This is a genomic window from Streptomyces drozdowiczii (assembly GCF_026167665.1).
Lineage (GTDB): Bacteria > Actinomycetota > Actinomycetes > Streptomycetales > Streptomycetaceae > Streptomyces > Streptomyces drozdowiczii_A.
In genome coordinates this window covers 224600-246281 of sequence record NZ_CP098740.1, presented here as the reverse complement: position 1 = coordinate 246281, position 21682 = coordinate 224600, and the positions used below count along the sequence as shown (strand labels likewise).

The window sequence follows — 21682 nt, the reverse complement described above, 5'->3', positions numbered from 1 at the left end:
GTGACTACGGCCCCATCAGCGGCTTTCGCCGACATCCGGCGCGACGCGAAGTCGTTGCTCTCTGGTGGAGAGGGGTTTCGCCATGTAGCGTCACTGCCGGAAGTCGTGGTTCGCCGAAACCGCCCGTGCTCCGGCGCGGGCGCCTTGCTGTGCAGGGGGCGGACCAGGACGCCACTGGGACCGCGTGGTGCGGCTCCCGATATCGACTGAGAGGCACCGGCATGGCCAGCGGAACCGTCAAGTGGTTCAACGCCGAAAAGGGTTTCGGCTTCATCCAGCAGGACGGCGGCGGGCCGGACGTCTTCGCTCACTACTCGAACATCAACGCCTCCGGCTTCCGTGAGCTCCAGGAGGGCCAGGCGGTGACCTTCGACATCACGCAGGGCCAGAAGGGCCCGCAGGCGGAGAACATCACGGCCGCCTGACGCCGTAGTACCACCGTCCGGCCCCCGGGGAGCACGCTCCCCGGGGGCCGGACGTGTGTCACGGACTCGCGCGCCGCTCAGCCGGCCGCCGGAGGCTCGTCGCCCTCGGACGCGACCGGCGCGGTCGCGGTGTACATGGCCGTGCCCTTCTGGATTCCCTTGCCGACGACCCCGCGCTTCACCAGGGTCTCCAGGGTGTTGCGCACCACCTGCACCGATGTGCCGCGCTCCGGGTGCGCCTCGGTCAGATCCGCGTGCACCTCGCGCACCAGGCGCGGCTCGCCCAGGGGCATCAGGCCGCGGATGAGCTGGTGCAGGGGAGTGGCCGCGGCGGGGGCCGCCTTCCTGCCGCCGGTCCTGGCCCGGGACGGCCGCGCCTTCGCGCGCCCGGCGGGCCGGGGGCCCGGGACGGGGGTGCCGGCGGGGGCGTCACCTTCGGCCGGCTTCGCCCCGGTGCGCGGTGCGCGGCGCGGCCGTGGGGCGCCGTCTCTCCCGGCAGCGCGGCCTGCATCCCGGTCAGCCAGGTCTCGTCGGCCCTCAGCTGTTCCAGGCGGCCCCGCAGCCGTTCGATCTGCGCGGTGAGTTCCTTCTGCTCCGCACGGTTGTCGGTGAGATCGGTGGCGAATCGCTCGGCATACATCGTCCGCACGCTCTGCGACGCACTGTCCGCGTTGTTCATGGTGGTCCACGCTCCTCGGGCCGGGGGTTTGCTGTCGCACGCCCCCATTCACCACCCGGAAGGACGCGAAAGGTGCAATTTGTGCCCAAGATCCAGCCGAAGGGATGAACGCCCGGCCCGGGTCCGGGGTGATCTCGCCGGACGGGCCGCATAAGCGGGTCGGATTTCCCAACTCCGTTTGTGTGTACAGGTCTTGCATTGACGCATGCGTGTGCTGTTCATAACATCGCAACACCTGAAGCCGCGAATGACCGGATCTCGCCGATGACGAGACCGTTCGGCCGCCGCGGTATCCCCGTACCGCCGCGTCGCCCCGTCCCCCACATGCTCCACACGTCCCCATTGACCTGAAGCAACCGCACACCACGCCGCTCGGCGTGCGCGCCGAGGGAGTCGGATGAGTACCCAGGCCGTTCAGTCGTACCTGACGCATGGCCAGAAACGGCTGTGGTTCCTGCACCAGATGGACCCCGATGACGCCTCGTACAACATTCCGCTCGTCCTGCGCCTCTCCGGAGAGCTGTCCGAGCCCGCCCTCCGCGCGGCGTTCGACGCGGTGGCGGCCCGGCACGAGGCGCTGCGCACCCGCTTCCCCGCCGAGGACGGCGAACCGGCCGCACTGGTGGCCGCCCCGGCCCCGGTCGACGTCGAGTGCCGCGACCTGCGCGGTGAGCGGGACCGGCTCGAACCGCTGATCGCCGAGCGCACCAACCGCGCCTTCGACCTCGCCCGGGGCCCGCTGCTGCGCGTCGCCCTCTTCCGTACGGGAGACACCGAGCACGTCCTCTGCGTGGTCCTGCACCACATCGTCGCCGACGGCTGGTCCCTCAACGTCCTGCGCGACGAGCTGGCGGCGCACTACACCGCACACCTCCGGGGCGGGACCGCCCACCTGCCCGCCCTGCCCGCGCACCCGTACGGGCAGGAGCCGGACGCGGACGAGGCGCAGGCGCGCGAAGCCCTCGCCTACTGGCGGGAACGCCTGGACGGCGCACCTGCCCTGGAGCTGCCCCTCGACCGCCCCCGCCCCGAACACCCGTCGCCCGAGGGCGCCTTCCACACCCAGATCCTCACCGGCGCCGGACCGATGATCGACGCCCTGGCCCGGGCCCGGCGCTGCACCCCGTTCATGGTGCTGCTCGCCGCCTACCAGGCGACCCTGCACCGCCGCACCGGGCAACGCGACTTCTGCGTCGGCGTTCCCACGGCGGGCCGCTCGGGCCCCGACGCCGAACGGGCCATCGGCTACTTCTCGCGGACCCTGGTCCTGCGCTCCGACCTGACCGGGACGCCCACCTTCGCCGACCTGCTCCGCCGCGCCCGCACCACGGTGCTCGGCGCCTTCGCGCACGACCGCATCCCCTTCGAGGAACTGGCCGAATCCCTGCGCCTCGACCGGGACCCCGGGCGCACCCCGCTCTTCCAGACGATGCTCACCGTCCACACCCAGGACGCAGGGCTGCTCCGCGACGCGTCCTTCGCCGGTCTCGGCTGCACCGAACTGGACCCCGCCATGCGGGCCTGCAAGTTCGACCTCACCCTCGACGTGCGGCGGGACGGCGAGGACGTGGTCGCCGTCTTCGGCTACCGCACCGATCTGCTGGACGAGGAGTGGGTCGCCCGCCTCGCGCGCTGGTTCGAGACGCTGCTGCGCGCAGCGGCGGACGGCCCGGACACCCCGGTCCACCTCCTGCCGCTGCTGGACGAGGACGAGCGCGCCGCCCTGGACGCGGCCGGCCGGGGCCCCGCCCTGCCCGAGGGCCCGTCCACCGTGCACGAGGCCATCGCCAGGACCGTACGCGACCGCCCCGGCGGCGAGGCCCTGCGCGGGCGCGACGCCTCGCTCTCGTACGCCGGACTCTGGGACGGCGCGGGCGCGCTGGCCCGACGGCTGACCGCCGAGGGGGTGCGGCGCGGGGACACCGTCGGCGTGCTGCTGCCGCGCGGACCGCAGGCCGTCGTGGCCATGCTCGCCGCCTGGCGCGCCGGCGCCGCCTACCTTCCCCTGGACCCCGACTATCCGCCCGCCCGGATCGCGTACATGGTCGCCGACAGCGGCGCCCGCACCGTCCTGACCACCCGCGGCACCACATCGCCCGAGCCGCCCGGGAGCGTCCGGACGCTGTACGTGGAGGACGCGGACGACGCCGGTCCGGCGGGGGAGAGCCCCCTCGCGCCCCGCCCCGACGACCCCGCGTACCTCGTCTACACCTCCGGCTCGACCGGCAGACCGAAGGGTGTCCTCGTCCCGCACCGGGCGCTCGCCGAGCGGGTGCGCTGGATGCGCGAGGGGTACGGGATCACCGCCGAGGACCGGGTCCTGCACTGCGCCTCACTCAGCTTCGACACCTGCGCCGAGGAGCTGTTCCCCGCGCTGGCCGCCGGGGCCACCCTCGTCGTGGCCGACCCCGGCGCCCCCCTGCCCGACCAGCTGGCCGAGGACTTCGCCTCCGACGTCACCGTCATGGACCTGCCCACCCCGTACTGGCAGCACCTCGTCGGCGACCCGGACGTCGTCCCCTGGCCGGACGGGCTGCGGCTGCTGATCCTGGGCGCCGACCAGGTCCAGGCCGCCGCCGTCGAGGCCTGGCGCGAGCGGTTCGGCGACCGGGTCCGCCTCGTCAACTCCTACGGGCCCACCGAGACCACCGTCATCGCCACGACCGCCGATCTGGGCGACGCGGACGCCCGCGCCCGTCCGCCCATCGGCACCCCGATCGGCGGCGTCACCGCGACCGTGTGCGACGAGCACGGCGGCCCGGTCCCGCCCGGCACCCCCGGCGAACTCCTCATCGGCGGTACGGGGGTCACCTACGGCTACACCGGCCGGCCCGGCGCCACCGCGCGCGCCTTCGTCCCCGACCCGTACGGCCCGCCGGGCTCCCGCCGCTACCGGACCGGAGACCTCGTGCGCCGCCGGGCCGACGGCGCCCTGGAATTCCTGGGCAGAATCGACGGCCAGCTCAAGGTGCGCGGCTACCGCGTCGAGCCCGGCGAGACCGAGAGCGCGCTCCTCGCCCGGCCCGGGATCACCGAGGCGGTGGTCGTCGCCCACCGCGACACCCTGGTCGCCTACGTCGTCCCCGCAGCCGCGGGCCTCGATCCCGCCGCAGTGCGGAGCGCCGTGGGAGCGCTCCTACCGGCCCACCTCGTGCCCTCCGCCGTCCTCGTCCTGGACCGGCTGCCGCTCACCCCGAACGGCAAGCTGGACCGCGCCGCCCTGCCCGCGCCCGAGCAGCGCCCCGAACTCCGCGCGAGCCACCTGGCCCCGCGCACCGAGGCGGAGGAACTGGTCGCCGACATCTGGCGCGAGGTGCTGGACGTGGAACGGGTCGGTGCCCTGGACGACTTCTTCGACCTGGGCGGGCACTCGCTGCTCGCCACCCGGGTCATCGCCCGCGTCCGGGCCGCCGCCGACCTCACCGTCCCCCTGCGCACCCTCTTCACCCACCGCACGGTCGCCGCCTTCGCCGAGGCCGTGGAGGCCGCCCTGACGGCCGAGATCGACGCCCTGTCCGAGGAGGAGGCCGCCGCTCTCCTCGCCTCGGAGGGCGGCGCCCTGGAAGGAACCGGAACGCCGTCATGAGCGACACCACCACACCCCCGGCCGGGCTCTCCGACGCCAAGCGCGCCCTGCTCAGCCGCCGGCTCAAGGCCGGCCGCGCCGCCGCGTCCCGCCCGGTCGTCCCCCGGAGACCCGAGGGAGACGTGCCGCCGCTCTCCTTCGCGCAGGAACGCCTGTGGTTCATGGAGCAGTTCGCGCCCGGCACCGCCGCGTACAACATCCCCGTCGCACGCAGGCTGCGCGGCGAACTGGACCGGGAGGCGCTGGCCCACGCGCTGGACACCGTGACCGCCCGCCACGAGACGCTGCGCTCCCGCTATCCGGTGACCGACGACGGCCGCCCGGTGCTGGAGATCGCGGAGCCCGCGCCCGCGCCGCTGCCCTGCGTGGAGGCGCGGGACGAGGAGCACGCGGTCCGGCTCGTGGACGAGGCGGGGGCCGAGCCCTTCGACCTGGCCGCCGGTCCACTGCTGCGTACCCTGCTCGTACGCGTATCCGACCGGGACCACATCCTGCTGCTGGTCGTCCACCACAGCGTCAGCGACGGCTGGTCCAGCGAGATCCTGATCTTCGAGATCCTGCGCTGCTACGCGGCCCGCATCGCTGGTTCCGATGACCCGCTCCCCGAACTGCCCGTACGGTACGGGGACTTCGCCCAATGGCAGCGCGACCGGCTGAGCGGGGACGCGCTCGCGGCCGAAGTCGCCTACTGGGCGGACGAACTCGCCGGAGTGGAACCGCTCGTCCTGCCCACCGCCCGGCCCCGCCCGGCACGGCAGACCTTCGACGGGGCCGGCTACGGATTCCAGGTGGAGCGTGAACTCCTCGACCGGCTCGCCGCGCTCGGCAAGGCGCACGGCGCCACGATCCACATGGTGCTGCTCGCCGCCTTCCAGGAACTGCTGGCCCGGTTCAGCGGCCAGCGCGACTTCGCTGTCGGATCACCCGTCGCCGGCCGTCCCGAACCCGAACTGGAGGGCCTGGTCGGCATGTTCGTCAACGTCCTGGCCCTGCGCGCCAGGCTCGACGGCGACCCGACCTTCGCCGAGCTGCTGGAACGCACCCGCGAAACCTGCCTGGAGGCGTACGCGCACCAGGAGTTGCCGTTCGCGCAGCTGGTCACCGAACTGAACGTGGAACGCGATGTCTCCCGCTCCCCGGTCTTCCAGGCGGTGCTCGCCGTGCAGAACTACGCCACCGGGCGCCAGGCCACCGTCGGTCCGGGGCTCGATGTGGAGACCTACGGCCTGCGCGCCTCGGGTACCCGTTTCGATCTCGAACTGTTCCTGATGGAGTGGCCGGACGGGCTGCGCGGCGCCTTCAACTACAACACCGACCTCTTCGCCGAGGCGGACATCGCCCGGCTCGCCGCCCACCTCGACCGGCTGCTGCACGGGGTGGCCGACGAGCCCGACGTACCGCTGTCCGGACTCGACCTGCTCTCGGACGACGAACGCGCGCTGGAAACCGATGACTTCAACCGCACGGAGGTGCCGGTCCCGGCCGATGCCACCCTGGTCTCCCTCATCGCCGAGCAGATCGCGCGCACCCCCGGCGCCACCGCCGTGACGGCCGACGACCGCAGCCTCACCTACGCCGAACTGGACGCCGCCGCCGACCGCGTCGCCGCCCGGCTCCTCGCGGCGGGCACCGGCCCCGGGGACGTGGTCGCCGTCGGCGCGGAACGCTCCCTGGAACTGGTCACCGCGCTCCTCGGCGTCCTGCGGACCGGGGCCTGCTACACCCCGCTCGACACCGAGTATCCGCCCGAACGGCTCGCGTTCATGCTGGACGACAGCGGGGCGCGGGTGCTCCTGACCCAGCGGGGCATCCCCGTTCCCGACGGCTGCAAGGCCACCATCCTCCACCTCCAAGACGACGGCGACCTGACTTGCGGGAGCGCTCCCACGCCATCGCTGAATACTCCGGCACCCGACGACCCCGCCTACCTCATCTACACCTCCGGCTCCACCGGCCGCCCCAAGGGTGTGCCCAACACCCACCGCGCCATCGTCAACCGCCTGCTGTGGATGCAGCGGAGCTACCCCATCGGGCCCGAGGACTCCGTGCTCCAGAAGACGCCGGCCGGATTCGACGTCTCCGTCTGGGAGTTCTTCTGGCCCCTGATGACCGGCGCGCGCCTCGTGCTGGCCCGTCCCGGCGGCCAGAAGGACGCCGCCTACCTGACCGGGCTCATCCACTCCGCACCCGTGACCGTCGCCCACTTCGTCCCCTCGATGCTGCCGCTGTTCCTCGCCGATGAGGGGGCGGGGCGGTGCACGGCCCTGCGCCGTGTCGTGTGCAGCGGCGAGGCGCTGCCGCCCGACACGGCCCGCGCCTTCCGCGAGGCGCTGCCCGGCTGCGCCCTGGCCAACCTCTACGGGCCCACCGAAGCGGCGGTCGACGTGTCGGCCTGGGAGTGCGAGGGGCCGTTGGACGTGGTTCCCATCGGCTTCCCGGTCGACAACATCCGCCTCTACGTCCTCGACGCGGCACTGCGGCCGGTGCCGCCCGGCGCCCCCGGTGAGATCCACATCGCCGGGACCGGTGTCGCCCTCGGCTACCACCGCCGACCGGGGCTCACCGCGAGCCGGTTCGTCCCCGACCCGTACGGCCCGCCGGGAACGCGCCTCTACCGCACCGGCGACCTGGGCAGGCGCCGCCCCGACGGAGCCCTGGAACACCTCGGCCGCATCGACCAGCAGGTCAAGCTGCGCGGCCTGCGCATCGAACCCGGCGAGATCGAGTCGGCCCTGCGCGCCCTGCCCCGGGTGAGCGAGGCGGCCGTCGTCGTACGCGAGGACGCCCCGGGCGACAAGCGGCTCGCCGCCTACGTCGTGACCACCGGCGAGGAGCCCGCGCCCGACCCGCAGGAGCTGCGCACCGCCCTCAAGCAGGTGCTGCCCGACTACATGGTGCCCGCCTCCTTCACCGCACTGCCCGCCCTTCCTCTGACGCCCAACGGCAAGCTGGACCGCCGGGGGCTGCCCGCCCTGCGGATCCACCGGGCGACCGGCGCGACCCGTGCACCCGGGACTCCGGCGGAGCGGGTGCTCGCCGCGATCTGGTCCGATGTGCTCGGGCTGGACGAGGTCGGTGTGGACGAGGACTTCTTCGACCTCGGCGGGCACTCGCTGCTCGCCACCCAGGTCGTCGCCCGCGCCCGCAGACTGCTCCCGGAGGCGGGTGCCAGGCCGGTCAGCGTGATGGACCTGTTCACCTGCCGTACCGTCAGGGAGCTCGCCGCGCTCGCGGACACACCGGAGGACGCCCGGGGCCCCCGCAGACTGCTCCACCGCCTCACCCCGCAGGCCCCGGCCGGACGCCCGCGCGCCACCCTGGTCTGTGTCCCGTACGGCGGCGGCAGCGCGGTCGTGTACCAGCCGGTCGCCGATCTCCTGCCCGAGGGCTACGAGTTGTGGTCCGTCGCCATACCGGGCCATGACGTCGGAGTGACGGAGGAGCATCTGCCGTTCGGGGAACTCGCGGAGCGCCTGGCCGCCGAGATACGCGAACGGGTCCGGGGCCCGCTGATCGTGTACGGGCACTGCGGTGTCGGCACCGCGCTGGCCGTGGCGACCGCACGGCTGCTCGAAGCGTCGGGGCGTGACCTCGAAGCGGTGTACGCGGGTGCGCAGTTCCCCTTCGCCAAGCCGCGCGGACGGGTGCTCGGCGCCCTCTCGAAGGCGGCCTCGCTGGAGTCGCTGCTCGGCAACCGGGTGTACGTCAACTGGCTCACGGGCATGGGCGTCGACACCTCCCAGCTGGACCGGGAGCAGACCGAGTTCATCGTGGGCAACATGCGCCGCGACAGCCAGGCCGCCGAGGAGTACTTCACCGGGGCCATCGCGGACGTCGAGGCCGGCGCCCCCAGGCTGCGGGCCCCGCTGGTGTCGCTCGTCGGCGACCGCGACCCGGCCGCCGACTTCTACCAGGAGCGCTACCGGGAGTGGCTGCTCCTCGCGGAGCGCTCGGCGGTCGCGGTCATCGACCAGGGCGGCCACTTCTTCGTGAAGTACCGGGCCGCCGAGGTCGCCGAAGCGGTGACGAGCGTCCACGAGGCGGTCCGCGCGGAGACCACCGCGGCCCTGCCCGCGCGCTCGCCGGACGCGGCCTGGTGGTTCCACGCGGAGACCGGGCCGCCCGGAGACGACGAGGCGGGCGCGGCGGACGAGAGCCACACGAAGGATTCGGGCGCCCCGGCCCCGGGCGCCGCGCGCTTCCTGACCGTCGTGCTCGGGCAGTTGGGGTCGATCGTGGGTTCCGCGCTCACCGAGTTCGCCCTGCCCATCTGGATATTGCTGGAGACGGGCTCCCTCGCCCGGTTCGCGCTGTACTCCGTCGTGGCGATGCTGCCCGGCATCCTCGTCGGCCCGCTGGCCGGAGCCGTCGTGGACCGCTTCGACCGGCGCAAGGTCATGCTCGCGGGCGACCTCGCGGCAGGGCTCAGCCAGGTGGCCATGCTGTGCCTGCTGCTCGGCGGGGTGCTGGACACCTGGTATCTGTACGTGCTGCTCGGCGGCCTCTCGGTGGCGCTCACCTTTCAGCGCCTCGCGTACAGCTCGGCGATCCCGCAACTCGTCCCGAAGCGCTATCTCGGCCATGCCAACGGCATCGTGCAACTCGCCTTCGGCGCTGCTCAGTTCGTGGTGCCGCTCGTCGCGGTGGCGCTGATGGCGGGCATCGGTCTGCGCGGCATCCTGATCCTCGACATCGCGAGTTACGTCGTCGCGGTCGCCGTACTCGTCTGCGTGAGGTTCCCCCGCACCCTGCCCTGGACCCGCAGGGAACCGGTCGTCGAGGAGATCAAGCAGGGTTTCGCCTACACCTGGCGGCACCGGGGCTTCCGCTCGATGCTCCTGTGGTTCGCCGCGCTCAACCTCTTCCTGTCGCCGCTGTTCCTCCTCGTGACGCCCCTGGTGCTGTCCTTCGACACCCTGGACGGGGCGGCGGCGGTCGCCACGGCGGGCGGGGCAGGGGCCGTCGCGGGCGGGCTGATCATGGGGGTGTGGGGAGGGCCCCGCAGACACCGGGTGCGCGGGATGCTCGCGCTGGCCGGGGTGTTCGCGCTGGCCGGGGCGGTGACCGGGCTGCGCGCCGACCTCTGGGTGATCGGTGCCGGTGCCTTCGGGATGTCCTGCGCCATCGCCCTGGTCAACGGGGTGTACTCGACCATCGTCCAGGTGAAGGTCCCGCAGCGCTTCCACGGCCGCGTCTTCGCCCTGAACACCATGGTCGCCTGGTCCACCCTGCCCATCGGCCACGGACTCGTCGCACCCCTGGGCGCCCGGCTCTTCGATCCGTTGCTGGCCGACGACGGGGTGCTGGCCGACAGCGTCGGACGGGTGCTGGGCACGGGGCCGGGGCGCGGGATCGGGCTGATGTACCTGCTGTGCTGCCTGGTCATGCTGGCGCTGGTGGCCCTGGCCCTGCGACTGCCGGTCCTCGCCCGCTTCGACCGCGATGTGCCGGACGCCGAACCCGACGACCTCATCGGCCTCCGGGAACGCGCGGCCGCGCTCGCCGCCTCCGCGGGGACGACCGATGACCCGTGTCGCGCCCCCGGGCTCCCTGATCGAACTGCTGGTCCACCGCGCCGCCCTCCACCCGGACCGCGTTGCCCTCCGCAACGGCCCGCGCGCCCTGGACTTCGGCACCTGGCGCGACCGGGCCGCCGCCCTCGCCCACGGCCTCCTCGCCCGTGGCCTGCGCCCCGGCGACCCGGTCGGACTGCGCTACGGCAGTACGGGGTGGACCGACTACGCGGTCGCCTACTGCGGGGTGCAGTGGGCGGGCGGCATCGCCGTACCCCTGTCCGACCGGCTGGCCCCGGCCGCCGCCGCGCACATCGTCGAGGACAGCCGGTGCGCCGGAGTCCTGCACGGCGAGGGCGGGCCACCGCCCCGGCTGCCCGCAGGGGTGTGGCAGGCGACCGCGGCGGACACCGAGACCGGGGCGACCGGTGCCGTGGACGGGCTGCCGCTGCCCGACCCGGCCGCACCCGCGCAGTACCTCTACACCTCCGGCACCACCGGCCTCCCCAAGGGCGTCCGGGCCACCCACGCCAACCTCGCCCACGGCTGCACCCTGGACGAACGCCGCAGGCCCCTGCGCCACTCGCGCACCTTCCTGCACAGCTTCCCCATCGGCACGAACGCCGGGCAGACGATGCTCGTGAACTGCCTGGACACGGCGGCCACCGGGGTCGCGGCCCCGCAGTTCACCCCGCTGAGGTTCGCCCGGCTCATCGAGGAACATGCGGTCGGCAGCGTCTTCCTGGTGCCTGCCACCGCCATCGAACTGCTCGCGTCCACCGCCCTCGCCCGCCGCGACCTCGGCACGGTCAAGCTGGTCGGCTCGACGGCGGCGGCCCTGCCGCAACCCGTCGCGCTCCGGCTGTCCCAGGCGTTCCCCGGAGCGCAGATCGTCAACTACTACACGTCCACCGAGGCCGCCCCCGCCCAGATCACCCTGCTCTTCGACCCCGACCACCCCGACTCACCCGGCCGCCCCGCCGCACTCGACCACCTGCGCATCACCGACTCCGAAGGGCGCCCGGCGGCCCCCGGTGAACCCGGCGAGATATGGCTCCGCTCACCCACCGCGCCCCGCGCCTACCTGGGCGCCCCCGACGCGGACACCGAGGTCTTCCGGGGCCGCTGGGTGCGCATGGGGGACATCGGGCGGCTCGACGCGGACGGCTACCTCCACCTGCTCGACCGGGAGCGCGACGTCATCAAGTCCGGCGCCCACAAGGTGTCCACGATCCAGGTCGAGAACGCGCTGCACGCCCACCCGGACATCGCCGACGCCGCCGCCTTCGGCATCCCGCACCCCGTGCTGGGCAGCGTCGTCGCCGCCGTCGTCGTGCCCCGGCACGGCGAACCGGACACCACCCGGCTGCGGGCCTTCCTGCTCGACCGGCTCGCCGCGCACGAACTGCCGGCCCGGATCCTCTTCCGCCCTACCCTCCCCCGCAACGAGGGCGGCAAGGTCCTCAAACGCGAACTCCACCGGCTCCTGGACGACGAGGCGACCCCATGACCCCCTCCTTCGCATCACCGGCCCCGCTCGACCCGGCCCAGCACGGCCTCTGGGTCACCGAGCGGACGCTCGACACCGGTTCTGCCTACCACCTCGGCCTGGCCCTGCACTTCCGAGGGCCCCTGGACCCGGCGGCCCTGGCGGTGGCCTGGGCCGATCACGTACGGGCCACTCCCGTGCTCGCCGCCCGGACCGATCCCGCCGGGCCCGGCCTGGTCCCGGGCGAGGCACCGCCCCTGCGGCAGGTCACCGCAGCGCCCGACGACCTCGGCAAGCTCCGCGACGAGGAGACCGCCGCCCGCTTCGGGCCGGACGAGGCCCTGATACGCGCCACGCTGTTCACCACCGCCCCGGACCACCACCTGCTGCTCGTGGTCGCCCACCACCTCGTCTTCGACGGCGAGTCCAAGGACCTCCTGGTCACCGGGCTGGCCCAGGCATACCGGGCGGTGACGGGGGAGGGCCGGCCACCCTCGTCGGCCGGGGCGTCGGCACCCCCGCCGCCCGTCTCCGAAACGGCCGTCAAGGACGCGGCCCGCTTCTGGGCCGACCGCTGGCGCGACAGCCCCGCACCCGCGCTCCCCGGCCTCACCGCCCACCACGCAGACCCCGTCACCCCGGCCCCTGGCAGCGCGTGCGGCTTCCGGCGCGACGGGGAGTGGCACGCCCGCCTGGTGACCACCGCCGCGACGCTCGGCGTCACCCGCTTCGAACTCCTCACGGCGGCCTGGCACACCCTGCTGCTCCGCTACGGCAACACCGCCCCGGCCACCGCGATCGAACTCTCCACCCGCGTGCCCGGCGCGCCCCGGCAGACCGGCCTCCACGTCAACGAACTGCCCCTCTTCACCCACCCACGCCCGGACCTCACCTTCGCGGACTTCGCCCACGAGGTCCGGGCCGAGCTGCGCGCCCTCTACGCCCACCGCACCGTCCCCCTCAGCCGTGCGGTGCGCGGACTCACCCCGCGCACCGCGCTGTGCCCGGTCTCCCTCAGCTACCGGCGGCGCGACACCTCCCGGCCCGCCGACTTCGGCCCCGGCCTCGACGTACGCACCGAGTGGACCGGCTTCGCGCGCACCGCCCGGAACATCGCCCACCTCCAACTGGTCGACGGCCCCGACAGTTTGGAAGGCAGCCTCCAGTACCGCACCGCCGCCTTCGAGAGCGAGGCGCCCGCCTGCGTCCTGGACCACTTCCTCACCCTCCTCGACGGCGCCCTGGCCGCCCCGGACACCGCCCTCGGCCTGCTGCCGGTCCTGCCGCCCCGGGAACGCGCGACGCTGGTCGCCGACACCACCCGCGCCCCCGGCAACGCCCCCGCCACCCTGCCCGAACTGTTCGCCGCCCAGGCCGCCGCGACCCCGGACGCCGTCGCCGTCATCGAGGGCGACACCACCCTCACGTACGCCGAACTCGACGCGGCCGTCCGCCGACGCGCCCACCGGCTGCGCGCCCAGGGGGCCGGGCCCGGTGCCCTCGTCGGCATCGCACTGCCCCGCTCGGCCGCCCAACTCGTCGCCGTCCTCGGCACGCTCACCGCAGGGGCCGCCTACCTGCCGCTCGACCCGGAGCACCCGGCGGAGCGCCTGGCGTTCCTGCGTGCCGACTCCGGGATCACCCTGGAGACCGCCGCCGATCCGGGGCCCGAGGACCTGGACCGGCTCCCCGACGCCCCGTCGGCGCCCGCGCCGCCCGCCCGCACGGACCCCGCGTATGTGCTGTACACCTCCGGCTCCACCGGTGTGCCCAAGGGCGTCGAGGTGTCGCACGCGGCCCTCGCCAATCTCCTCGCCGCCCTGCGGGACACCACCGGCACGGGTTCCGGCAGCCGCTGGCTCGGGCTCACCTCGCTCTCCTTCGACATCTCCACCGTCGAACTCTTCCTGCCCCTGGTCACGGGCGGCACCGTCGTCCTCGTCCCCGAGGGCCGCCACCGCGACGGCACGGCACTCGCCGAACTCGTGGACCGGCACCGCCTCACCCACGTACAGGCCACCCCCAGCGGCTGGCGCACCCTGCTCGCCGCCGGGCTCCACGCACCGGAGCTGGTGGCCCTGACCGGGGGAGAGGCGCTGCCCGATGCCCTGGCCCGCGAACTGCACACCGCCGTCGGCCGGTTGGTCAACGTGTACGGGCCGACCGAGACGACGGTCTGGTCCACGGCCGCCGCGCTCGGACCCGACGACCCCGTCACCATCGGCCGCCCGCTGGCCAACACCCGCACCTACGTCCTGGACGCCCGCCTTCAGCCGCTGCCGCAGGGGCTGACCGGCGAGCTGTACATCGGCGGCGACGGCGTCGCGCACGGCTACCGGGGCCGCCCCGGCCTCACCGCCTCCCGCTTCGTCCCGGACCCGTACGGCCCGCCCGGCGCCCGCCTCTACCGCACGGGCGACCTCGTCCGGCTCACCGCCGACGGCCGCATCGCCTTCGCGGGCCGCTCCGACACCCAGGTGAAGGTGCGCGGCCACCGCATCGAACTCGGCGAGATCGACACCGCCCTCGGCAGCCACTCACAGGTCGCGCAGGCGGCGACGGTGCTGCGGGAGGCCCCGGACGGCGAGCCCGGACGGCTGGTCGCCTATGTGGTGCCCGCGCCCACCGGCGTACCGCCGACACCCGAAACCCTGCGCGATCACCTGGCCCGCCGGCTGCCGGCGGCGGCCCTGCCCGACGCGTACGTGACCCTCGACGCGATGCCGCTCACCCCCAACGGCAAACTCGACCGGTCCGCCCTGCCCGAACCACCGCGTGAACGGACCACCGGCGAAACCCCTGTCGCGGACGCGAGCGACGAAGGTGTCACCGGCACCGTCCTCGCCATCTGGCGCGACGTGCTCGATCTCGACGACCTCGGCCCCGACGAGGACCTGTTCGACCTCGGCGGCCACTCCCTGACCGTCACCGCCATCGCGGGCCGCATCCGCAAGGAGTACGGCGTGGCCGTGCCCTTCGACGTCTTCTTCGACAGCCCCACCGTCCACGGCGTCGCCGCATGCGTTGCCGCACTCATCGAGGAGAACCAGTGAACACACCCGCCCTCCGCTACCTGGTGGCGGTCAACGACGAGGAACAGCACGCCCTTTGGCCCGCCGGAACCCCCCTGCCCGCAGGCTGGCGGCCCGAGGGGTTCAGCGGCACGGAGGACGAGTGCATGGCCCATGTCGACCAGGTGTGGCCCGACATCAGGCCCCTGAGCCTGCGCCGCCGACTGGCCGGGGAGGACAGTTGAGCACCGCCCAGGACCCGGCAACCGATCCACGCGCACGGCTCGCCGGGCTCATCAGCGACGCCATGGACGGGCAGCTCGCCGCGGCCGACATCCTCACCGCCCGGGGCACCCTCACCGAACTCGGCGTCAGCTCCCTGGCGCTGCTCCGGCTCGCCGACACCCTGGAGGACGAGTACGGCATAGAACTCGACCTGGCCGACCCGGCGTTCTACCAGGAGAGCGTCGACAGCCTGGCGGCCCGGCTGGTGACAAGGTGAACGGCCTCGCCACCGCCCGCACCCTGCACATCCCCTTCGCGGGCGACCGGGCGGGCACGGCACCCCTCACCTGGGGCCAGCGGGCCATCTGGAACGCGATCCTGCGCACCGCGCCCAACGACATCTACTTCAACATCGGGCGCCTGCTCCCGCTGGGCGAACGCGGCCGGGTCACGGACCTGCCCCGGCTCGCCACCGCGCTCACGAACCTGATGGAACGTCACGAGGCGCTGCGCACAAGGTTGTACGACGGCGAGGACGGCGATCCCCGCCAGTCGCTCACCGACTGCGGCGCCCTGCCGGTCACCGTGGTGGACGAGCCCGACCCCGACCGGACCGAGGCCACCGCACGCGGCCTGCTGGACGAACTGACCGCCACCCGCTTCGACTACGTGCGGGAATGGCCACTGCGCGTCGGCGCCGTCTGCCACCGGGGCCGGGTCACGCACGCGGCGCTGGTCCTCTGCCACCTCGCGGCCGACGGCCACGCCGCCGAGCAGGTCGTGCGCGACCTGAGGCTGCTGGTGCGCCGGGGCTCGGCCGGGCGGCCCCCGCGCACCAACCCACTCGACCTCGCCCGGGACCAGCACACACCGGCCGGTGTACGCCGCAGCGAACGGGCCCTGGCTCGCTGGGAGTCCTTCTACCGGACCATGCCCCCGACGATGTTCCCCCGGCAGGCCGCCCCACCCCGCACACCCCGCTTCTGGAGCGGCCGACTGGTGTCCGAGGCGCTGATGAGGGCGACGGACACGCTCGCGGCCGCGCACCGGATCAGCGGATCGACCGTCCTGATGACCGCCCTGGCCGCCCTGGTCGCCGCCGAGGGGGGCCACCCGGCGGCGGCCATGATGCCCATCGTCGCCAACCGGGCCGCCGAGGACCGGCGCGATCTGGTGGCGATGCTGTCCCAGGACGCGCCGTTCCTGCTCGACACGGCCGGCGCCGAACGGTTCACGGACCTCCTGCCGGTGGCGTGGCGCGCCGCCCTGGCGGGCTACCGGGCCGCGTCCTACGACCCGGTCGCCTGGGAGGCCCTGCGCGAGCGCGTCGGCCGGGAGCGCGGCACCCCCGTACACCCGTACTGCTGCTACAACGACCAGCGGTTCTTCGTACGCCCGCCGGACGAGGGCCCGCCGCCCAGCGCGGCGGAGCTGCGCGCCGCACGGTCCCGTACGGAGTTCGGCTTCCCGGCCACCGAGGACAAGCTCGGCTGCCGGTACTGCGTCCACGTCACCGAGCAGGAGGGCATCCTCGCCGTCATGCTCACCGCCGACACCGCCTACCTCCCCCCGCCCAGGATCAGGGCACACCTGTGGGCACTGGAGGAGATGGTCGTCGCCTCCGCGTGCGGCGAGGCCCCGCTCCTCGCCGGACTCCCGGCGCTTCTTGCGCGCGCGGAAGCGGCGGCCTGACGGGTGAACGGCCCCCGCCTACGGCTGTCGCGGGCGGCGCCCCCACGCGGAGATCATCGGCGCGGTCGCGAGGTCGAGGCGGCCGGTCTCGACGTGTTCCAGATGGCGGTCGATCTCCTCGTCGGTGGCCAGCCCCGCCGCCACCAGGCGGCCCCGGATCTGCCGCACCGTCGCCGCCTCCAGGACCGTGCACGCCGGTGAGGTGATCGGGAAGTACGCGTCGGCCCGGACGTCGTCGAGACCCGACTCGCGCAGCAGCCGGGGCAGCGTCCTGCCGTACTCCAGGTCCGCGCCGCGCCCGGCCATCAGCGACCGGAAGCCCGAACGCAGCCGGTTGGCGAGCCGCTGCTCCGGCCCCGACTCGTCCGGGCACAGCAGCGGCTGCAACCCCGGATCCGCGTCCTCCAACAGCAGCACACCGCCCGGCCGCAGCGCCCCGACCATCCGGCGCAGCGCCTCCGCGCGGTCGGCGACGTGCACCAGGACCAGCCGCGCGTGCACCAGGTCGAAACCGCCCCCCGGCGGCGGGTCGGCGGCCACGTCGTGCTCCAGCACCTCGATCACCCCGCCGGCGATCCCCTCCGTCCACGACACATCGATGTCGGTGGCCACCACCGCCCCGTCCGGGCCCACCCGCTCGGCCAGACCGCGCGGCACGGACGGCCCGCCCGCACCGATCTCCCAGCACCGCATGCCGGGCCCGATGCCCAGCTGGTCGACATGGCGGAACGTCACCGGGTCGAAGAGTTCGGAGAGCGCGCCGAAGCGGATGCCCGCCTCCGACTGCCGGTTGTCCAGGAGATAGCCGTGATCGGATGTGTGCTGAGCCATGGCGTAATTCTGACAGCCTGGCCGGAAATGGCCGCATGGTCCCGGAAAACGGCTCGACAGGCGGGCACGCGCGACCGTGTGATGGTCCGGACCGCCCGCCGCACGCAGTGGGCCGAGGACAGGGAACCGCCGTTGGCATCCACGAGCGACCGCCCCGCGATCGACACCCCCCTGGTCAGGCGGCTGGTCGACAGCCAGTTCCCGCAATGGGCCGGACTGCCGCTGGAACGGCTGCCCCAGGCCGGCTCGGACCATGTGATCCACCGGCTCGGCCGCGAGCTCTCCGTACGGCTGCCGCGCTACGCCGGTGCCATTGGGCAGGCCCGCAAGGAGTTCACCTGGCTGCCCCGGCTCGCCCCGCACCTCCCGCTGGCCGTCCCCGAGCCGGTCGCGGTGGGGGAGCCGGACCTCGGATACCCGTGGCCCTGGGCGGTGACCCGCTGGCTGGACGGCGAGCCCGCCACCGTCGAGGCCCTGGGGGACTCGGAGGAAGCCGCCGTGGCCCTCGCCGGATTCCTGACGGCCCTGCGACGCTTCGAGCCCGGCGGCCTCCCGCTCACCCCCGACATCGACCGCACGGCGGACTCCCTGCACGGCCGGGACCGGGCCACGCGCGCGGCGATCGCCGCGCTGGGCGGCGTGTTCGACGCCGGGGCCCTGACGAAAGTGTGGGATGCGGCACTGGAGGCGCCCGCCTGGGACCGGCCCCCGGTCTGGGTGCACGGTGACTTCCACACCGGCAATCTGCTCACCCGCGACGGCCGCCTCAGCGCCGTCATCGACTTCGGCGGCTTCGGCCTCGGCGATCCGGCCTGCGACCTGATGATCGCCCACACCCTGCTGTCGGCGGGCAGCCGGGCCGCCTTCCGCGAGGCGCTCGGCCCGGACGACGCGACCTGGACGCGGGGACGCGGCTGGGCCTTGGCCACGGGGCTGAATGCCTACTCCTTCTACGGCGCCACCGACCCGCGCATCGCCGCGCAGACGACCCGGCAGATCCACGCGGCCCTGGAGCCTGTCTGACCATTCCCGGACCCGGTCGCCCGCGCGCGACACCGGCAGGCAGACTGGGGCCCGTGACGACGACACTGAGCAAGGGCGCCAACATGCCGGTTGCCGCATCCGCCGTCCGCGCCGTGCTGAGCTGGACGGCGGGGCCCGGTGTGCCCGACGTCGACGCCTCCGCGCTGGTGCTCGGCGCGGACGGGCGAGTCCGCTCGGACGGCGACTTCGTCTTCTACAACCAGCCCCGGCACGCCTCCGGGGCCGTCCGCCACCTCGGCAAACAGCCCGGCTCCGACACCCTGGAGGCCGATTTCGCCGCGCTGGGCGCCGATGTGGACCGGGTCGCCCTGTGCGCCTCGGCGGACGGCGGCACCTTCGGGCAGGTGCCCGGGCTCCATCTGCGGCTGCTGGACGCCCTGTCCGGCGCGGAACTGGCCCGGTTCGACATGGCGGCCGGCCCGGAGACCGCCTATGTGTGCGGGGAGCTGTACCGGCGGTCCGGCGGCTGGAAGTTCCGGGCCGTGGGCCAGGGGTACGCGAGCGGGCTCGCCGGCCTGGCGACGGACTTCGGCATCACCGTGGACGAGCCCCGCACCACACCGCCGCCCGCCGCTCCCGCTGCGCCGCGCCCCGGCAAGGGCGAGGAGCACCTGCCGGTCGACATGCGCAAGCGGCTCTCGCTGCGCAAACAGCAGGTGGCCGTCAGCCTGAGCAAGCACGGCCTGGACCGGCTGACCGCCCGGGTGATCCTCGTCCTCGACGCCTCCGGATCGATGAGCGGCCTCTACACACGCGGCACCGTCGCGGGCGTCACCGAACGCATGGCGGCCGTCGCCGCTCAGCTGGACGACGACGGCGAGATGCAGGCGTGGACCTTCGCCTCGAACCCGGCCCGGCTCCCGGACCTGACCATCGGCGAACTGCCCGAGTGGCTGCGGCTGCATGTGCGGGTCGGCCAGGTCGGCCTCTTCGGGCGGAAGAAGCCGCCGAAGGGACTGGTCCCCGGGCAGGTCGACATGCGCGCGGTCGGCATCCAGAACGAGGAGCAGAAGGTCATCGCCGAGGTCCGGGACTACGTGCGCTCCCATCCGGTGCCCGCACCCACACTCGTCCTGTTCTTCTCCGACGGCGGTGTGTACCGCAACGACGAGATCGAGCGCGAGCTGCGCGCGGCGGTCGAGGAGCCCGTCTTCTGGCAGTTCATCGGCCTCGGCCGGGCGCAGTACGGAGTGCTGGAGCGGTTCGACACCATGCCCGGCCGCCGGGTGGACAACGTCGGCTTCTTCGCCGTGGACGACATCGAGCAGGTCTCCGACCAGGAGCTGTACGACCGCCTCCTCTCGGAGTTCCCCTCCTGGCTGCGGGCCGCCCGGCAGGCCGGGATCCTGCGCTGAGCCGTACGGGTCATGAGCTGCCGGACGGCCGGGTTACGGCACCTGCGGCCGGGAGCCCCGGGCTTACGGTGGCGGCCGGCCACCCCCGGCTCACGGAAGGCACGTCCATGAAGATCACGGTCATCGGCGGTACCGGACTCATCGGCTCCCAGCTCGTGCCGAAGCTGCGCGAGGCCGGGCACACGGTGGAACCCGCCTCCCTGTCCACCGGTGTCGACCTGCTCACCGGCAAGGGCCTCGCCGACGCGCTCACCGACGCGGAGACGGTCGTCAACGTCACCAACTCGCCCACCTTCGACGCGGCGTCCCCCGACTTCTTCCGCACGACCATGGGCAACCTGCTGACGGCCGGTGAGCAGGCGGGCGTACGCCACCAGGTCGTGCTGTCCATCGTCGGAGTCGACCGGGTGCCCCAACTGGACTACTACCGGGCGAAGACGCTCCAGGAGGAGCTGCTGCGCAACGGGCCCACCGCGTACTCGATCGTGCGGGCCACGCAGTTCTTCGAGTTCGTCGACGCGATCATGTCGTGGACCTCCGACGAGGACACCGTCCGGCTCCCCGCCACACGCCTCCAGCCCATCGCGGCGGCCGACGTGGTCGCCGCCCTCGCGGCCACCGCCACCGCCGCGCCGCTCAACGGGACGCTCGACGTGGCCGGGCCCGACGTCTACGCCCTCGACGAGCTCGGGCGCCGCACGCTGGCCGCCCGGGGCGACCGCCGTACCGTCGTCACGGACGACCGGGCGGGCATGTTCGCGGCCGTGCAGGGCGACATGCTGATCGCGGGACCCGGGGCGAACATCGCCCCCACCTCGTACGAGGCATGGCTCGCCGCGACCCGGTGACACGGGAGGGCGGCCACAGGGTGCGGGCCGGAGCCCGCACCCTGTGGCCGCCCTCGTGCCGGCCGGTGTCTCAGGTGTTGTTGGCCAGAGCCAGCAGCCGGGTGGCGTCGCCGTTGAACCGGTCGCGGTCCACGGCTCCCGAAATGCCGCCCACCGAACCGGAGTCGGTGTACTGCCAGAACGTCCAGTACGGGAAGCCCTTCGGGATGGTCGGGCTCGCCGCGCTCGTCCAGTGCGCGGTGAACAGCGGGCTGCGCGCCGACATGCCGCTCCAGCCGCCCGTGCACGAGTTCCACCAGCTCGCGCTGGTGTAGATGACGACGTCGCGGCCCGTCTTGGCCTTGTACGTGTTGTAGAAGTCGAGGATCCACGACTGCATGGCGGAAGCCGACTTGCCGTAGCAGCCGCCCTCCAGGTCGAGCATCCCCGGAAGCGTCAGGTTGTCCCGCGACCACGCGCCACCGTGGCCGGCGAAGTAGGTGGCCTGGGCCGCTCCGCTGGACAGGTTGGGACGCGCGAAGTGGTACGCGCCCCGGATCACCTTCGCGTTGTAGGCGTTGAGGTAGTTGGCGTTGAAATTGGGGTCCTTGTACGTGGTGGACTCGGTGGCCTTGATGTAGGCGAACTTGATGCCCGCCGACTTCACCGACGACCAGTTGATCGAGCCCTGGTAGTGCGAGACGTCGATGCCGGGAAGCATCGTCGCCTGGATGGAGGCGCTGCTCTCCGGAGTGAGATCGACGTGCCGGTTGTCCGGGGCGAACGTGTCGCCGTCGGCGAGGTAGCCGGCACCCATGTACCCGTCACCGAGCGGGATGGACCCACTGGACGAGGCGGGCGGCTGCGGCGACGCCGAGGCCGGCACGGCGGTCACGGTGGGCACCGCCACCATGCCGAGGCCGACGGCTCCGAGGGCCACCAGCTTGCGGAGTGCGGGTCTGCGGCTGCGGATCGATAACACGGGAGCCTCCTGGGGTGAGCGGC

14 protein-coding genes and 1 pseudogene are annotated in these 21682 nt (G+C 73.6%); 11 read left to right on the top strand and 4 right to left on the bottom strand.

Annotated features, from left to right (window positions below):
* Positions 1 to 221 precede the first annotated feature (221 nt).
* Positions 222 to 425 carry a cold-shock protein gene (locus NEH16_RS01160; protein WP_018104984.1) on the top strand — a complete coding sequence of 68 codons (204 nt, stop codon included), beginning with the start codon at positions 222 to 224 and terminating at the stop codon, positions 423 to 425.
* Between the two features lie 77 nt (positions 426 to 502).
* Here NEH16_RS01160 and NEH16_RS01155 read toward each other — a convergent pair whose 3' ends face one another.
* Positions 503 to 718, bottom strand: a complete 216-nt coding sequence (locus tag NEH16_RS01155) for a hypothetical protein (protein ID WP_265538519.1) — start codon at positions 716 to 718, stop codon at positions 503 to 505.
* On the bottom strand, positions 718 to 1104 hold the full coding sequence (locus tag NEH16_RS01150) for a hypothetical protein (RefSeq protein ID WP_265538518.1): 387 nt from the start codon (positions 1102 to 1104) through the stop codon (positions 718 to 720). The genes NEH16_RS01155 and NEH16_RS01150 overlap by 1 nt, the downstream gene beginning before the upstream one ends.
* A 397-nt stretch (positions 1105 to 1501) precedes the next feature.
* Between NEH16_RS01150 and NEH16_RS01145 the strand changes: the two genes are divergently transcribed.
* The 7 genes and pseudogenes from NEH16_RS01145 (at position 1502) to NEH16_RS01115 (ending at position 16620) form a co-directional block, all read left to right on the top strand.
* Positions 1502 to 4690: an amino acid adenylation domain-containing protein gene (locus NEH16_RS01145; RefSeq protein ID WP_265538517.1), complete on the top strand. Its 3189-nt coding sequence runs from the start codon at positions 1502 to 1504 to the stop codon at positions 4688 to 4690.
* Positions 4687 to 9870 (top strand): annotated as a pseudogene (locus NEH16_RS01140) (amino acid adenylation domain-containing protein); the annotation flags it as partial. The gene NEH16_RS01145 and the pseudogene NEH16_RS01140, both read left to right, overlap by 4 nt.
* 343 nt (positions 9871 to 10213) lie before the next feature.
* The gene (locus tag NEH16_RS01135) at positions 10214 to 11713 is read left to right on the top strand and encodes a class I adenylate-forming enzyme family protein (RefSeq protein ID WP_265547022.1); all 1500 of its coding nucleotides are present in this window, start codon (positions 10214 to 10216) and stop codon (positions 11711 to 11713) included.
* Positions 11710 to 14745 carry a non-ribosomal peptide synthetase gene (locus tag NEH16_RS01130; RefSeq protein ID WP_265538516.1) on the top strand — a complete coding sequence of 1012 codons (3036 nt, stop codon included), beginning with the start codon at positions 11710 to 11712 and terminating at the stop codon, positions 14743 to 14745. The genes NEH16_RS01135 and NEH16_RS01130 overlap by 4 nt, the downstream gene beginning before the upstream one ends.
* Positions 14742 to 14948, top strand: coding sequence for an MbtH family protein (locus NEH16_RS01125; RefSeq protein WP_242442133.1), 207 nt, complete (start codon positions 14742 to 14744; stop codon positions 14946 to 14948). The genes NEH16_RS01130 and NEH16_RS01125 overlap by 4 nt, the downstream gene beginning before the upstream one ends.
* Positions 14945 to 15205: an acyl carrier protein gene (locus NEH16_RS01120; RefSeq protein WP_265538515.1), complete on the top strand. Its 261-nt coding sequence runs from the start codon at positions 14945 to 14947 to the stop codon at positions 15203 to 15205. The genes NEH16_RS01125 and NEH16_RS01120 overlap by 4 nt, the downstream gene beginning before the upstream one ends.
* Positions 15202 to 16620 carry a condensation domain-containing protein gene (locus NEH16_RS01115; RefSeq protein WP_265538514.1) on the top strand — a complete coding sequence of 473 codons (1419 nt, stop codon included), beginning with the start codon at positions 15202 to 15204 and terminating at the stop codon, positions 16618 to 16620. Before NEH16_RS01120 ends, NEH16_RS01115 begins: the two co-directional genes overlap by 4 nt.
* An 18-nt stretch (positions 16621 to 16638) precedes the next feature.
* Here NEH16_RS01115 and NEH16_RS01110 read toward each other — a convergent pair whose 3' ends face one another.
* On the bottom strand, positions 16639 to 17451 hold the full coding sequence (locus tag NEH16_RS01110; RefSeq protein WP_265538513.1) for a class I SAM-dependent methyltransferase: 813 nt from the start codon (positions 17449 to 17451) through the stop codon (positions 16639 to 16641).
* Positions 17452 to 17532: 81 nt separating this feature from the next.
* Between NEH16_RS01110 and NEH16_RS01105 the strand changes: the two genes are divergently transcribed.
* From NEH16_RS01105 to NEH16_RS01095, 3 genes are all read left to right on the top strand, one after another.
* Positions 17533 to 18474, top strand: a complete 942-nt coding sequence (locus NEH16_RS01105) for an aminoglycoside phosphotransferase family protein (RefSeq protein WP_265538512.1) — start codon at positions 17533 to 17535, stop codon at positions 18472 to 18474.
* 65 nt (positions 18475 to 18539) lie between these two features.
* Positions 18540 to 19850: a VWA domain-containing protein gene (locus NEH16_RS01100; protein WP_265547021.1), complete on the top strand. Its 1311-nt coding sequence runs from the start codon at positions 18540 to 18542 to the stop codon at positions 19848 to 19850.
* A gap of 107 nt (positions 19851 to 19957) precedes the next feature.
* Complete coding sequence (locus NEH16_RS01095; RefSeq protein WP_265538511.1) at positions 19958 to 20698, top strand: SDR family oxidoreductase; 741 nt, start codon at positions 19958 to 19960, stop codon at positions 20696 to 20698.
* A 70-nt stretch (positions 20699 to 20768) separates the two neighbouring features.
* On the opposite strand, the gene NEH16_RS01090 is transcribed toward NEH16_RS01095, so the two are convergent.
* Positions 20769 to 21659 (bottom strand): GH25 family lysozyme, encoded by an 891-nt coding sequence (locus NEH16_RS01090; protein ID WP_265538510.1) that lies wholly within the window; start codon positions 21657 to 21659, stop codon positions 20769 to 20771.
* Positions 21660 to 21682: the final 23 nt, after the last annotated feature.